Below are 14,184 nucleotides of genomic sequence, written 5' to 3' on the forward strand. Positions count from 1 at the left end.
GACCGGCCGAACCGGCGCCGACCGAACGGGACGAGCCGGATCGAGCCAGCTGAACGGGACCGGCCGGACCGCGCCGACCGAACGGAACCGGCCGGACCGCGCCAGCCCCGAGTCGGACCAGCCGGACTGAGCCCAGCCGGGCAGGCCAGTCAGATCAGCCGAATCAGATCACCCGGATCAAATCGGCGAGACCGGGCCACCAGAGGGGTCAGACCAGCCAGCCGGCCCGAGCCCAGTCAGCCCCGGCCAGCCGAAGCACCTCACCCTCGACCAGCTCACCCCGGCCACGTCGCCAGGACCAGGTCGGTCAGACCGGTCACCCCGGCCAAGCCGCCCCGGACGAGCCCCCCTGGACGCCCCCGCCAGATCACCTCCGTGCCGCCACCCGGAAGACGATGCCCGCCTCGCGCAGCCGCGCGATGAGCGCGTCGCCCATCGCGACCGCCGTGGTCACCTGGCCCGAGGTCTCAGGCAGGTCGTCGAACGCCAGCGACAGCGCGCCCTCGCCGAACATCTTCGCCGTCTCGCCGTACCCGGGGTCGCCGCCGGTGACCTCCGTGAACACCCGGCGCCCGCCGCCCTCGCCGACGAAACGGACCGAGAACCAGCTCTTCGCGCGCTTCTCGGCGCTCGGCCCCGCACCCGGCCTGAGCCGGTCCGACAGCCAGCGCCTGGCGGGCGGCAGCTGGGCCGCGGCGAAGACCCCGGAGGCGGCCGCGATCCCGCCCGCCGCGACCGGGAACCGGCGCACGGCCGCATAGTGGCGGTAGCGGAAGTCGGGGCCGTACCGCTCCAGACTCCGTGCGGACCTGCGCACGATCTGCGGGTCGACGGTCGGCAGCGGAAGCGCCCACGCGCCGACCTCCTTGGCGAAGCGGGGCGTGCCCGTCGGCGCTGTCACCCGGCGGCCCGGCAGGCGCGGTTCGTGCCGCCTGCGCTCCCGTTCGGCGGCCCACATCGGCCGCACCCGCGCGAACTGGCTGAGCGCCGACGCCAGGGTGCCGCCCGAGAAGGACGCGTCCGCCGTGACGAAGCCGTCGACCGTCAGCGGCACCCCCTCCGGCAGCTCCCGCACGGTGAAGTACACGCCCAGGTCGTGCGGCACCGAGTCGAAGCCGACGGCGTGCACCAGCCGTGCCCCGCTCTCCCGCGCGCGTGCGTCGTGACGGACGTACGTCAGATCCACGAACTCGGGCTCGCCGCACAGATCGAGATAGTCGGTGCCACGGTCGGCACAGGCGGCGACCAGGTGCTCGCCGTGGCTCACATAGGGGCCCACCGTCGTGGCCACCACGCGCGCGTGCCCGGCGAGTTCACGCATCGACGCGGCATCCGAGGCGTCCGCCGACAGCACGTCGGGCTTCGCGTCACCCGGCAGCCGCTCACGCAGCGCCTCCAGCCGCCGTTCGTCGCGTCCGGCGATCGCCCAGCGCAGCCCCTCGGGCGCGTGCGCGGCGAGGTACTCCGCGGTGAGCGTGCCGACGAAACCGACGGCTCCGAAGAGCACGATGTCGTACGGACGGTCGGTCTTGTTCGGCCAGTTCATGACACCCCTCGGTCCGCAGCACGCGCCGTTGTCAGTGGCCGAGGCTAGCGTGAGGAGTGCGGAGCCCGAAGACGAGCCCGGAGGTTGCAGGTGGCCGCGGACCGGAATGCCCTGCGGAAGTGGGGGAGCGTAAGGGAGTTCGCCCTCGGGCTGCCCGGCGCGGGGGAGGAGTTCCCGTGGGGCGAGACGGTGGCCAAGGTGAACGGGAAGGTGTTCGTCTTCCTCGGCGTCACCGACGGCAGCCATCCGCTGGGCCTGACGCTGAAGCTCACCGGCGAGGAGACGCACGCGCACGCCCTGACCTGCCCGGGCGCCGAGCCCGCCGGATACGGGCTGGGGAAGGCCGGTTGGGTGTGGGTCCCGTTGGAGGGGAAGGGCGCCCCGGCCGCCGAGCTGCTCCGCGACTGGGTCGAGGAGAGCTACCGCGCGGTCGCGCCCCGGCGCCTCCTGGGCGAGCTGGACGCCCGGTGAGACCCGGGGGCGGGGGCGCAGTGAGCCCCGGGGGCAGGTGCCCGGTGAGATCCGGGAGCAGGTGCCCGGCGGGTCCGGGTGATCCGGGTGATCCGGGTGCCGACTATTGACTACCGGCCATGGGACAAGCGCTTGCTCGCCCGGCTCTTGTGCCCGGGAAAGTCCGTTCTTAGCATCGCTGGTGTTACATCGTTTGTGTCATACCCCAGGGGGCTGGATGACAACGGCAACGACGCCGGGGCAGGGCCCGCTCACCGGCGTGCGCGTGGTGGAGCTGGCCGGTATCGGGCCCGGACCGTTCGCCGCCATGCTCCTGGCCGACCTGGGCGCCGACGTCGTCCGCGTCGACCGGCCCGGCGGCCCCGTACTCGGCATCGACCCCGCCCACGACGTCACCAACCGCAACAAACGCTCCGTCCTCGTCGACCTCAAGGCACCCGAAGGTCCGGCCCGGGTGCTCGACCTCGCCGCCCGCGCCGACCTCCTGATCGAGGGCTACCGGCCCGGCGTCGCCGAACGGCTCGGCGTCGGCCCCGAGGCGTGCCACGCCCGCAACCCCCGGCTCGTGTACGGCCGGATGACCGGCTGGGGCCAGGACGGTCCCCTCGCCCCGCGCGCGGGGCACGACATCGACTACATCGCCGTCACCGGCACCCTCGGCATGATCGGCCGCCCCGGCCAGCCGCCCGCCCTCCCCGCCAACCTGCTCGGCGACTACGCGGGCGGTGCCCTCTACCTCGTCGTCGGCGTGCTGGCCGCGCTCCACCACGCGCGCGTGAGCGGCGCCGGGCAGGTCGTGGACGCCGCGATCGTCGACGGCACCTCCCACCTCGCCGCGATGATCCACGGCGCGGTCGCCGCGGGCTTCTGGCAGGACCGGCGCGGCGTCAACCTCCTGGACGGCGGCTGCCCGTACTACGGCACCTACGAGACCGCCGACGGCGGCCACATGGCCGTCGGCGCCCTGGAACCGCGCTTCTACCACCGGTTCCTCACCCTGCTCGGCATCCCGGAACACGCCGACGCCCGCCTGGACCGGGCCCGTTGGGAAGACCTGCGGGTGGCCATCGCCGACCGCTTCCGCAGCCGTACCCGCGACGAGTGGACGGCCCTCTTCGAAGGCACCGACGCGTGCGTGGCGCCCGTTCTGTCGCTGCGCGAGGCCCCGCACCACCCGCACCTCGCCGCGCGCGGCACCTTCACCGACCACGGCGGCCTCACCCAACCGGCCCCCGCACCCCGCTTCTCCACGACCCCGACCACCGTCCGCACCGGCCCCGCCCTGCCCGGCGCCGACACGACCGCCGTGGCCCGCGACTGGGACGTGCCCGCCCTGACGCGGGACCAGGACACCGGGGGCCGGGAATGAAGCGGCGCGTCCTCCCCCACGAGCCCGACCAGGAGCCCGGCGCGTTCCGCGTCACCGCGCGGGACGCCAGCGACAGCCGTGGCCCCGGTCCGCCACGGCACAACCATCGAGATCAACTGCCGTTCCCCGCACGCCCGAACCACGTTCGAAAGGCCTACCAGTGAGCACCGAAGCGTACGTGTACGACGCGATCCGCACCCCGCGCGGACGCGGCAAGGCGAACGGTGCCCTGCACGGCACCAAGCCCATCGACCTGGTCGTCGGACTCATCCACGCACTCCGCGACCGCTTCCCGGGCCTCGACCCGGCCGCCATCGACGACATCGTCCTCGGCGTCGTCGGACCGGTCGGTGACCAGGGTTCCGACATCGCGCGCATCGCCGCGCTCGCCGCCGGACTCCCGGACACGGTCGCGGGGGTGCAGGAGAACCGCTTCTGTGCGTCGGGTCTGGAGGCCGTGAACATGGCCGCGGCCAAGGTGCGCGCGGGCTTCGAGGACCTCGTCCTGGCCGGTGGCGTCGAGTCCATGTCGCGGGTGCCGATGGCCTCGGACGGCGGCGCCTGGTTCAACGACCCGATGACCAACCTCGCCGTCAACTTCGTGCCGCAGGGCATCGGCGCCGACCTCATCGCCACCATCGAGGGCTTCTCCCGCCGTGACGTCGACACGTACGCCGAACTCTCCCAGGAACGGGCGGCCACTGCCTGGAAGGAAGGCCGCTTCGACCGCTCCGTCATCCCCGTCAAGGACCGCAACGGCCTGATCGTCCTCGACCACGACGAACACCTGCGGCCCGGCACCACCGCCGACTCCCTCGCCACACTGAAGCCGTCGTTCGCGGACATCGGCGACCTCGGCGGCTTCGACGCCGTCGCCCTGGAGACGTACCACTGGGTCGAGAAGATCGACCACGTCCACCACGCGGGCAACTCCTCCGGCATCGTCGACGGGGCCGCCCTCGTCGCGATCGGCACCAAAGAAGCGGGCGACCGGGCCGGCCTCACCCCGCGCGCGCGGATCGTCGCCGCCGCCGTCTCCGGCTCCGAACCCACCATCATGCTGACCGGCCCCGCGCCCGCCACCCGCAAGGCGCTCGCCAGGGCCCACCTCACCATCGACGACATCGACCTCGTCGAGATCAACGAGGCGTTCGCGGCCGTCGTGCTGCGCTTCGTGAAGGACATGGGCCTGTCCCTGGACAAGGTCAACGTCAACGGCGGTGCGATCGCCCTCGGCCACCCGCTCGGCGCGACCGGAGCCATGATCCTCGGCACCCTCGTCGACGAACTGGAGCGCCAGGACAAGCGCTACGGCCTCGCCACGCTGTGCGTCGGCGGCGGCATGGGCATCGCGACCATCGTCGAACGCATCTGACCCCCTCCCGACGGATCACACGGAGCACCTCACCCATGAGCACCGAGCCCACCACCATCCGCTGGGAGCAGGACGACACCGGCGTCGTCACCCTCGTCCTCGACGACCCCGACCAGTCCGCCAACACCATGAACGCGGCCTTCCGCGCCTCCCTCGCCGCCGTCACCGACCGCCTGGAGGCCGAGCGGGACACCGTCCGGGGCATCATCCTCACCTCCGCCAAGAAGACGTTCTTCGCGGGCGGCGACCTGCGCGACCTCATCCGCGTCACCCCCGAGACCGCGCGGGAGGTGCTCGACGGCGGCCTCGCCATCAAGCGCGACCTGCGCCGCATCGAAACCCTCGGCAAGCCCGTCGTGGCCGCCCTCAACGGCGCCGCCCTGGGCGGCGGTTACGAGATCGCCCTCGCCTGCCACCACCGTGTCGCCCTCGACACGCCCGGCACCCGGATCGGCTGCCCCGAGGTCACCCTCGGCCTCCTCCCCGGAGGCGGCGGCGTCGTCCGCACCGTCCGCCTCCTCGGCATCACCGACGCCCTCCTCAAGGTCCTCCTCCAGGGCACCCAGTACTCCGCGCCCCGCGCCCTGGACAACGGCCTGATCCACGAGGTGGCCGCCACCCCGGAGGAACTGCTCGCCAAGGCACGCGCGTACATCGACGCGAACCCCGAGTCCCGGCAGCCCTGGGACACGCCCGGGCACCGGATTCCGGGCGGCACACCGGCGCACCCCAAGTTCGCAGCCAACCTGCCCGCGTTCCCGGCCAACCTGCGCAAGCAGACCGCCGGCGCCCCCTACCCGGCCCCGCGCGCCATCCTCGCCGCCGCCGTCGAAGGAGCCCAGGTCGACTTCGAGACCGCCCAGGTCATCGAGAGCCGCTACTTCGTCGAACTGGCCGCAGGGCAGACCTCGAAGAACATGATCCAGGCGTTCTTCTTCGACCTCCAGGCCGTCAACTCCGGCGCCAACCGCCCCCGGAACATCGCACCCCGCCAGGTCCGCAGGGTCGCCGTCCTCGGCGCCGGGATGATGGGCGCCGGCATCGCCTACGCGTGCGCCCGCGCGGGCATCGACGTCGTCCTCAAGGACGTCTCGGCCGCCGCCGCGGACCAGGGCAAGGACCACGCGCGCACGCTGTGCGCCAAGGCCGTCTCCCGGGGCCGCACCAGCCAGGAGAAGGCCGACGCGCTGCTCGCCCGCATCACGCCCACCGCCGAGGCGGCCGACCTCGCGGGCTGCGACGCCGTCATCGAGGCCGTCTTCGAGGACAGCTCCCTCAAGCACAAGGTGTTCCAGGAGATCCAGCACGTCGTCGCCCCGGACGCGCTGCTCTGCTCCAACACCTCCACCCTCCCCATCACCGCCCTCGCCGAAGGCGTCGAACGCCAGGGCGACTTCATCGGCCTGCACTTCTTCTCACCCGTCGACAAGATGCCGCTCGTCGAGATCATCAAGGGCGAGCGCACCGGCGACGAGGCCCTCGCGCGCGCCTTCGACCTGGTCCGGCAGATCAAGAAGACACCGATCGTCGTCAACGACGCGCGCGGCTTCTTCACCTCCCGGGTGATCGGCCACTTCATCAACGAAGGCGTCGCCCTGGTCGGCGAGGGCATCGAGCCCGCGTCGGTCGAACAGGCGGCGGCGCAGGCCGGCTACCCGGCCAAGGTGCTCGCCCTGGTGGACGAACTGACGCTCACCCTCCCGCGCAAGATCCGCGCCGAGTCCCGGCGGGCCGTCGAGGAGGCGGGCGGCACCTGGCCGGGACACCCCGCCGAGGCCGTCATCGACCGCATGGTCGACGAGTTCGACCGCCCAGGACGCAGTGGGGGAGCGGGTTTCTACGACTACGGCGACGACGGCGGCCGGACCGGTCTGTGGCCGGGGCTGCGCGAGCACTTCACCAGGACCGGCCACCAGATCCCGTTCCGCGACATGCAGGAACGCATGCTGTTCGCCGAGGCCCTCGACACCGTGAGGCTCCTCGAAGAGGGCGTCCTGACCTCCGTCGCCGACGCCAACATCGGCTCGATCCTCGGCATCGGCTTCCCCGGCTGGACGGGCGGCGTCCTGCAATACATCAACGGCTACGCGGGCGGCCTGCCCGGCTTCGTCACCCGCGCGCGTGAACTCGCCGACCGCTACGGCGACCGTTTCACCCCTCCGGCGCTCCTGGTGGCGAAGGCGGACCGGGGCGAGACCTTCACGGACGCCTAGCCACGCCCCGGCCGGACCCTCGACGCGTCAGGAGGGTCCGGCCTCCTCCGCCTCCCCCCACCACTCCCGCACCTCCTCCTGCAACGACCGCTGGAACGTCGTCAGCAGCGCCTGCACCACCAAAGGTTGCAGGTGCGCCGACAGCGACCGCGCCTCCTGCGGCGCCCGCTCCGACACCGCGTCCCCCAACAGCCGCGCCAACGCGTGCGCCGCCGCCCGCGCATGGTCCAGCAGCACGGTCCGCGCCGCGAGCACCGTCTCCGGCGCCAGCGGAACGTCCAGCAGCCGCACCCCGAGCGGCAACAGCCCCGCGTCGACCCGGAACGCCTCCCCGTCCCGCACGACGACCTCCATCGCCGCGAGCCGCTCCACCTCGCCGTCGTCCAGCGGACGCCCCGCCCGCCGCTCCAGCTCCGGCCGCTCGACCGTCTCCACGGTCACCGGCGACCAGGACGCCACCACCGCGCGGTGCAGCGCGAGATCCCGCGCGTCCAGATCGGCGGGCAGCCGCCCCAGATACCGTTCGATCGCCGCGAGCGTCATCCCCTGGTGCTGCAACTCCTCGATCAGCGCCAGCCGCGACAGATGCTCGGGCCCGTAGTGCCCCACCCGACGCGGACCGATCACCGGCGGCGGCAGCAGCCCCCGGGAGCTGTAGAAGCGCACTGTGCGCACCGTGACGCCCGCCCGCGCGGCCAGTGCGTCGACCGTCAGGACCGGCTCCTCGGTGTCGCTCGTCATGCGGAGCAGTATCGCTGTCGCACCAGACGTGTGAAACCTCGGGTGGAAGCGTGATGATCACGTGAGATGTTCCGCTCTGTGACGTGCGCCACCGCGTGGGCGGGCGTCGACAGGGGAAGGTGGCGCCTTGGTCTGTGCCGTCACCGAGCGGCGGGCCGAGAACACCGGCAGCCCCGGGCGTGACCCGCCCGGGCGGACCAGAGAGTGGAACAACCTCGTGAGCAAGGACGCCGTGGAAACGGCCCAGGCCGCCACCCCGACCGACGCGGCACAGACGCCCGTCGACGCGGGCGACGCCGGCTACAGCAAGGACCTCAAACCCCGCCACGTCAACATGATCGCCATCGGCGGCGCGATCGGCACCGGGCTCTTCCTCGGCGCCGGAGGCCGGCTGCACAACGCGGGCCCGGCACTCGCCGTCGCCTACCTCGTCTGCGGCGTCTTCGCCTTCTTCGTCGTCCGCGCCCTGGGCGAGCTGGTCCTGTACCGGCCCTCCTCCGGGTCCTTCGTGTCGTACGCGCGGGAGTTCCTCGGCGAGAAGGGCGCCTACGTCGCGGGCTGGATGTACTTCCTGAACTGGTCGACGACCGGCATCGCCGACATCACCGCGATCGCGCTCTACACCCACTACTGGAGCATGTTCACGAGCATCCCCCAGTGGACGCTGGCCCTGATCGCGCTGGCGGTCGTCCTCGGCGTGAACCTGATCTCCGTGAAGATCTTCGGCGAGATGGAGTTCTGGTTCGCGATCATCAAGGTCGCCACCCTGATCGCCTTCATGCTGATCGGCATCTTCCTGCTCGCCACCCAGCACCCGGTCGACGGCCGCACCCCCGGCCTCAGCGTGATCACCGACAACGGCGGCTTCCTCCCGCACGGCATGATGCCCGTCGTCCTCGTCATGCAGGGCGTGATCTTCGCCTACGCCGCACTGGAGCTGGTCGGCGTCGCGGCCGGCGAGACCGCCGAGCCGCACAAGGTCGTCCCGCGCGCCGTGAACTCCATCATGTGGCGCGTCGGCCTCTTCTACGTCGGCTCCGTCGTCCTGCTGGCCCTGCTGCTGCCCGGCTCGGTCTACTCCGCCGACCAGAGCCCGTTCGTCACCGTCCTGTCGAAGATCGGCGTCCCGGCGGCCGGCGACGTGATGAACCTGGTCGTCCTGACGGCCGCGATGTCCTCCCTCAACTCCGGCCTGTACTCCACCGGCCGCATCCTGCGCTCCATGGCGACGGCGGGCTCGGCCCCGAAGTTCACCGCCCGCATGAACCGCAACCAGGTGCCCTACGGCGGCATCCTGCTGACCTGCGGGGTCTGCGTCCTCGGCGTCGGCCTGAACTACCTCATGCCGAGCCAGGCCTTCGAGATCGTGCTGAACGTCGCCTCCCTCGGCATCATCAGCACCTGGGTGATCATCATGATCTGCCACCTGGTCTTCGTCCGCCGGGCCCGCGAGGGCAGGCTCACCCGGCCCTCCTTCCGCCTCCCGGGCAGCCCGGTCACCGAGATCGTCACCATCGCGTTCCTGGTCGCCGTCCTCGCCCTGATGTGGAACGACCCCGAGGTGGGCCGCAAGACCCTGCTGCTGATCCCGGTGATCGCGGTCATGCTGGTCGCCGGCTGGTTCGGCGTCCGCCGCCGGGTCACCGAGAACACCGACCACGAGCTGACCAACCCGGCGAAGTAGCAGGTCAGCGCCCATTGTCAGTGGCAGCACCTACGGTGGCGTCATGTCGGAGAACACCTCCGAGGTGACGCCACCGTCGTGTCCGTTACTTCGCCCGCTCCTCGTGCTCGTGCGCCGAGTTCGTGGCCTCGATCTGCCGCCACGACCTGGGCTGCGCGACCGGGTCCGCCGCCGCCTCGGCGAGCGAGGCTCCGCGCGCGGCCGGTTTCTGCGGCTGGAACAGCCAGGTGTCGAAGAGGGTGTCCAGCGGCTTGCCGGAGATCCGCTCGGCGTACGCCCGGAAGTCCGCGACCGACGCGTTGCCGTACGCGTGCTCCCGAGGCCACCCCTTCAGGATCGCGAAGAACGCGTCGGCGCCGACCGCCTCCCGCACCGCCTGCACCGCCAGCGCACCCCGGTCGTACACCGCGCTGTCGAACTGATGGTCAGCACCGGGGTCACCGGGCGCGACCGTCCAGAACGGATCGTCGGCCGGATGCGAGGCGTACACGTAGTCGGCCAGCTCCCGCGTCGTGCCCTCGCCCTCGTGCTCGGACCACAGCCACTGCGCGTACCGCGCGAAGCCCTCGTTGATCCAGATGTCCTTCCAGCCCTTCAGCGACACGGAGTCCCCGTACCACTGGTGCGCCAGCTCGTGCACCACCAGCGACGCGTTCGAACCGCCCGCGAACTGCCGGGGGCTGTAGTAGACGCGGGTCTGTGTCTCCAGGGCGTACCCGGTGGTGGTGTCGGGGACGTAGCCGCCCGCCGAGCTGAACGGGTACGGGCCGAAGTAGCCGCTCAGCCAGTCGACCAGCTCCCCGGTCCGCTCCACGCTCGCCCGCGCGGCCCCGTCCTGGTCGCCGAGATCCTTGCTGTAGGCGTTGACGACCGGCACCCCGCCCTCGGAGGTGCTCGTCGTGATGTCGAACCGGCCGACCGCCAGCGTCGTCAGGTAGGTCGCCTGCGGCTTCTCCTGGCGCCAGTTGTACCGCGTCCAGCCCAGCTGCGAACTCGTCGACTGGAGCGTCCCGTTGGAGATCGCCTGGGTACCGTCCGGCACCGCCACGGACACGTCGTAGGTGGCCTTGTCCAGCGGGTGGTCGTTGCTCGGGTACCACCACCAGGCCGCCTCGGGCTCGTCGGCGGCGACCGCGCCGTCCGGCGTGCGGTGCCAGGTGGAGAAGCCGTACGCGCTCTTCGTGGACGGCACCCCGCTGTAGCGGACCACCACCGTGATCGGCGTGCCCTTGGGCAGCGGCGCACTCGGCGTGATCTCCAGCTCGTGCTGGCCGGAGGTGGCGAAGGCGGCCTTGGCGCCGTTGACCCGCACCTCGCTCACGTCCAGCAGGAAGTCCAGGTCGAACCGCGACAGATCCTGCGTGGTCCGCGCCAGGATGGTCGCCGTTCCCGCCAACTCGTCCGTCTGCGGCTGGTACTTGAGGCGCAGATCGTAGTGGGAGACGTCGTAGCCGCCGTTGCCGTACGCCGGGTAGTAGGGGTCGCCGATGCCCGGGGCGCCGGGGGAGTAGCTCGCGGCCGACGCCGGGACCGCCAGCAGCAGCGAGGCCGCGGCGAGTGCGCCCGGCGCGATGAATCTGCGGTGCACGAAAGCTCCAAGTCGTGGGGGATCACAAGCTGTTCGGAGCCTATTGAGCCGCTGTGTCCCTGGGCCTGTCCATCGCCCCCGCTGTCACATGATCGCCATTCGGCCGTCATGAGCGACCCCGTCCCACCGCGCCCCACCGCACCGATCCGGCCACATCCGCCCCGGCAGCCTGCTCAGATGCCTTCTTCTGTACGGGAGTTGACCGCTGTAGCGTCCCGCGCATGTCGACTTCCCCACGCTCCACGACCTGGAGAACGCGCGCGGCGGTGGCCGTCGCGACCCTCATGGCGGCCCTCCTCACCCCGGCGGCGGCCCACGCGGCACCCGAGGAGAGCACCCCCGTCTACTCGTACGCCGACGCCATCCGCGAAGCCGTCTGGGTGGACACCGGACTCGACGACGACGGCGACGGACGCCCCGACCGGGTGGCCGTCGACATCGTCCGGCCCAGCGAACCCGCCCAGCAGGGGCAGCGGATACCGGTCATCATGGACGCCAGCCCCTACTACTCCTGCTGCGGCCGGGGCAACGAGAGCCAGCTCAAGACCTACGACGCGGCCGGCGACGTCGTCCAGATGCCGCTCTTCTACGACAACTACTTCGTCCCGCGCGGCTACGCGTTCGTCGGCGTCGACCTCGCCGGCACCAACCGCTCCGACGGCTGCGTCGACGTCGGCGGCCGCTCCGACATCCAGTCCGCGAAGGCCGTGATCGACTGGCTCAACGGCCGCGCCCGCGCGTACACGACCCGCACCGGCACCAGCACCGTCCAGGCCGACTGGACCAACGGCGCCACCGGCATGATCGGCAAGAGCTGGGACGGCACCATCGCCAACGGGGTCGCCGCCACCGGCGTCGAAGGCCTCAAGACGATCGTCCCGATCAGCGCCATCTCCTCCTGGTACGACTACTACTTCGCGCAGGGCGCCCCCCTCTACGACTCCGGCCCCGACCGGCTCTCCGACGCCGTGGAGAGCAGCGGCGCCCGCGCCAAGTGCGCCGCCGTCCAGAGGAAACTCGTCGACGGGGCACCCCGCACCGGCGACCGGACGCCGTTGTGGACCGAGCGTGACTACGTCAAGGACGCCGCCAAGGTCCAGGCGAGCGTCTTCCTGACCCACGGCATGCAGGATCTCAACGTCCGCACCAAGAACTTCGGCCAGTGGTGGGACGCCCTCGCCGAGAACGGCGTCGCGCGCAAGATCTGGCTCTCCCAGACCGGGCACGTCGACCCCTTCGACTTCCGGCGCGGCACCTGGGTCGACACCCTGCACCGCTGGTTCGACCACGAACTCCTCGGCTACGACAACGGCATCGACACCGAACCCATGGCCGACATCGAACGCCACCCCGACCAGTGGGAGACGTCCAGCACCTGGCCCCCGAGCGACACCCGCACCACCACCCTGCACCCCGCCCGCGGCGACCGCCCCGGCGTCGGCACCCTCGGCCTCACCCCGGGCACCGGCACCGAGTCCTTCACCGACGACCCGAGGCTGAGCGAGACCGACTGGGCCGCCCGCATCGACACCTCCACCCCCGCCAAGGCCGGCTTCGTCACCGCGCCCCTCACCCGTGACCTGCGTCTTTCGGGTTCCTCCCAGGTCACCGTCACCGCGACGCCCACCACCAGGACCGCGCACCTCTCTACCGTCCTCGTGGACCTCGGCCCCGACACCGTCCGCAACTACGCCGACTCCGCCGAGGGCATCAGCACCCTCACCAACCGCACCTGCTGGGGCGAGAGCACAGCGGGCGACAGTGCCTGCTACCTGGCCACCCGCGCCAAGACCACCGGCGTCACCGCCACGGTGTTCAGCCGGGGCTGGGCCGACCTCGGCACCTACGCCTCACCCGACAAGGGCGTCCCGCTCACCCCGGGCACGGCGTACACCCTCACCGTCGACCTCGCGGCCACCGACCACGTCGTCCCCGCCGGGCACCGCCTCGCGCTGATCATCGCGGGCACCGACAAGAACCTCATCGACCCGCCCGCCGACACCCCGACCCTCACCCTGGACCTGGCCCGCACCTCCGCCGACCTCCCCCTCGTCGGCGGCGCCCCGGCCCTCACGCGGGCCACCACCGGATCGGCGGCCACCGCACCGTCGTTCACCCCCCTGGACAGCGTCAGCGCACCGGGCCCCGCCCCGCGCATCCCCAGGGGCTGAGCGGATCAGGCGGCCGGGAACGCCAGCCCGGCCGCCTCCCGCGCACACCCCCAGGCCACCGTCACGCCGGCTCCGCCGTGACCGTAGTTGTGCACCAACACCCGGCCGTCCGGGAGGAGTTCGCGTTCCAGCCGGACCGCGTCCCGGTACGGCCGCAACCCCACCCGGTGGGCGAGCACCCGCGCCCCGGCGATCTCCGGCCGCACCGCCGCACACCGTCGCACGATCGCCTCGGCCACCGCCGGATCGGGCTCCGTCGACCACACGTCCTCCTCGGCCGTGCCACCCAGGAGCAGCCGGTCGGCGTGCGGGAAGAGGTAGGCCATCGTGCCGTCGGCGTCGGTCGTGCCGAGCCAGGTGGTGATGCCGGGGTTGGCCACCACGACCAACTGCCCGCGCACCGGACGCACCGAGGCGTCCGGCACCACCTCACGCGCCCCGAGCCCGGTGCAGTTGACGACGACCGGCGTATCCGCCTCCGTCAGCGCCGCCACCGTCCGCTCCTCGACCACCCCGCCCGCCCGCACCAACCGCGCCCGCAGCCACGGCAGATGGACCGCCATGTCGATCAACGGCAGCCGCGCCCACAGCCCGCCACCGGCGTACTCCTCGGCCGTCGCCGCCCGCAGCCCCGGCACCCGCGCCGCCCACGCCCCCAACGCGTCGAGCCGCGCCTGCCCCTGGACCCCCTCGACCAGCCGCACCCCGGTCTCCTCGGGCCGCTCGGCCAACTCCTCGTACACAGTCAGGGAGTTCAGCGACCACGCGCCGACCCGCGCCTCCGGCTCGATCCGGTACGGCCACCACAGCGCCCCGGCCACCGCCGAGGTCGTCCGCTCGACCGGGTCCCGGGTCCACACCCGCACCCCGAGGCCGCGCTCGGCGAGGACCACGGCCGTCGTCAGGCCGATGACCCCGCCGCCGATCACGATGACGTCGTTGCCGCGTTCGCTCTCCACGCGCGGACGGTAACCGACGCGGCCCCGCCGCGCACCAGGGCACCGGCGCGCCACCGACCCCGGCCCG

Annotated in this window: 10 protein-coding genes; 6 read left to right on the top strand and 4 right to left on the bottom strand. The window is 72.2% G+C overall.

Annotated elements, in window-relative coordinates; all coding sequences use genetic code 11:
- Window positions 1-367 precede the first annotated feature (367 nt).
- The gene (locus ACIQOU_RS26800; RefSeq protein WP_401539920.1) at window positions 368-1,546 is read right to left on the bottom strand and encodes a saccharopine dehydrogenase family protein; all 1,179 of its coding nucleotides are present in this window, start codon (window positions 1,544-1,546) and stop codon (window positions 368-370) included.
- Between the two features lie 90 nt (window positions 1,547-1,636).
- Here ACIQOU_RS26800 and ACIQOU_RS26805 point away from each other — a divergent pair, with 90 nt between their 5' ends.
- From ACIQOU_RS26805 to ACIQOU_RS26820, 4 genes are all read left to right on the top strand, one after another.
- The gene (locus ACIQOU_RS26805; protein WP_401539922.1) at window positions 1,637-2,017 is read left to right on the top strand and encodes an MmcQ/YjbR family DNA-binding protein; all 381 of its coding nucleotides are present in this window, start codon (window positions 1,637-1,639) and stop codon (window positions 2,015-2,017) included.
- A gap of 217 nt (window positions 2,018-2,234) precedes the next feature.
- Complete coding sequence (locus ACIQOU_RS26810) at window positions 2,235-3,386, top strand: CaiB/BaiF CoA transferase family protein (RefSeq protein ID WP_401539925.1); 1,152 nt, start codon at window positions 2,235-2,237, stop codon at window positions 3,384-3,386.
- Window positions 3,387-3,546: 160 nt separating this feature from the next.
- Window positions 3,547-4,761, top strand: a complete 1,215-nt coding sequence (locus ACIQOU_RS26815; RefSeq protein ID WP_401539927.1) for an acetyl-CoA C-acetyltransferase — start codon at window positions 3,547-3,549, stop codon at window positions 4,759-4,761.
- Window positions 4,762-4,796: 35 nt separating this feature from the next.
- The gene (locus ACIQOU_RS26820; protein ID WP_401539930.1) at window positions 4,797-6,974 is read left to right on the top strand and encodes a 3-hydroxyacyl-CoA dehydrogenase NAD-binding domain-containing protein; all 2,178 of its coding nucleotides are present in this window, start codon (window positions 4,797-4,799) and stop codon (window positions 6,972-6,974) included.
- A gap of 27 nt (window positions 6,975-7,001) precedes the next feature.
- On the opposite strand, the gene ACIQOU_RS26825 is transcribed toward ACIQOU_RS26820, so the two are convergent.
- Window positions 7,002-7,715, bottom strand: a complete 714-nt coding sequence (locus tag ACIQOU_RS26825) for a MerR family transcriptional regulator (protein WP_401539933.1) — start codon at window positions 7,713-7,715, stop codon at window positions 7,002-7,004.
- A gap of 217 nt (window positions 7,716-7,932) precedes the next feature.
- On the opposite strand from ACIQOU_RS26825, the gene ACIQOU_RS26830 reads away from it, so the two are divergent.
- A complete protein-coding gene (locus tag ACIQOU_RS26830; protein WP_401540519.1) occupies window positions 7,933-9,399 on the top strand; it encodes an amino acid permease in 1,467 nt (488 codons plus the stop codon).
- Window positions 9,400-9,484: 85 nt separating this feature from the next.
- On the opposite strand, the gene ACIQOU_RS26835 is transcribed toward ACIQOU_RS26830, so the two are convergent.
- Complete coding sequence (locus ACIQOU_RS26835) at window positions 9,485-10,987, bottom strand: M1 family metallopeptidase (RefSeq protein WP_401539935.1); 1,503 nt, start codon at window positions 10,985-10,987, stop codon at window positions 9,485-9,487.
- Window positions 10,988-11,208: 221 nt separating this feature from the next.
- On the opposite strand from ACIQOU_RS26835, the gene ACIQOU_RS26840 reads away from it, so the two are divergent.
- Window positions 11,209-13,158: a Xaa-Pro dipeptidyl-peptidase gene (locus ACIQOU_RS26840; protein ID WP_401539938.1), complete on the top strand. Its 1,950-nt coding sequence runs from the start codon at window positions 11,209-11,211 to the stop codon at window positions 13,156-13,158.
- A 5-nt stretch (window positions 13,159-13,163) separates the two neighbouring features.
- Here the strand turns inward: ACIQOU_RS26840 and ACIQOU_RS26845 are convergent, their stop codons facing one another.
- Complete coding sequence (locus ACIQOU_RS26845; RefSeq protein ID WP_401539941.1) at window positions 13,164-14,117, bottom strand: FAD-dependent oxidoreductase; 954 nt, start codon at window positions 14,115-14,117, stop codon at window positions 13,164-13,166.
- Window positions 14,118-14,184: the final 67 nt, after the last annotated feature.

The sequence above is a fragment of the Streptomyces sp. NPDC091279 genome, assembly GCF_044757465.1.
Classification (GTDB): Bacteria; Actinomycetota; Actinomycetes; order Streptomycetales; family Streptomycetaceae; genus Streptomyces.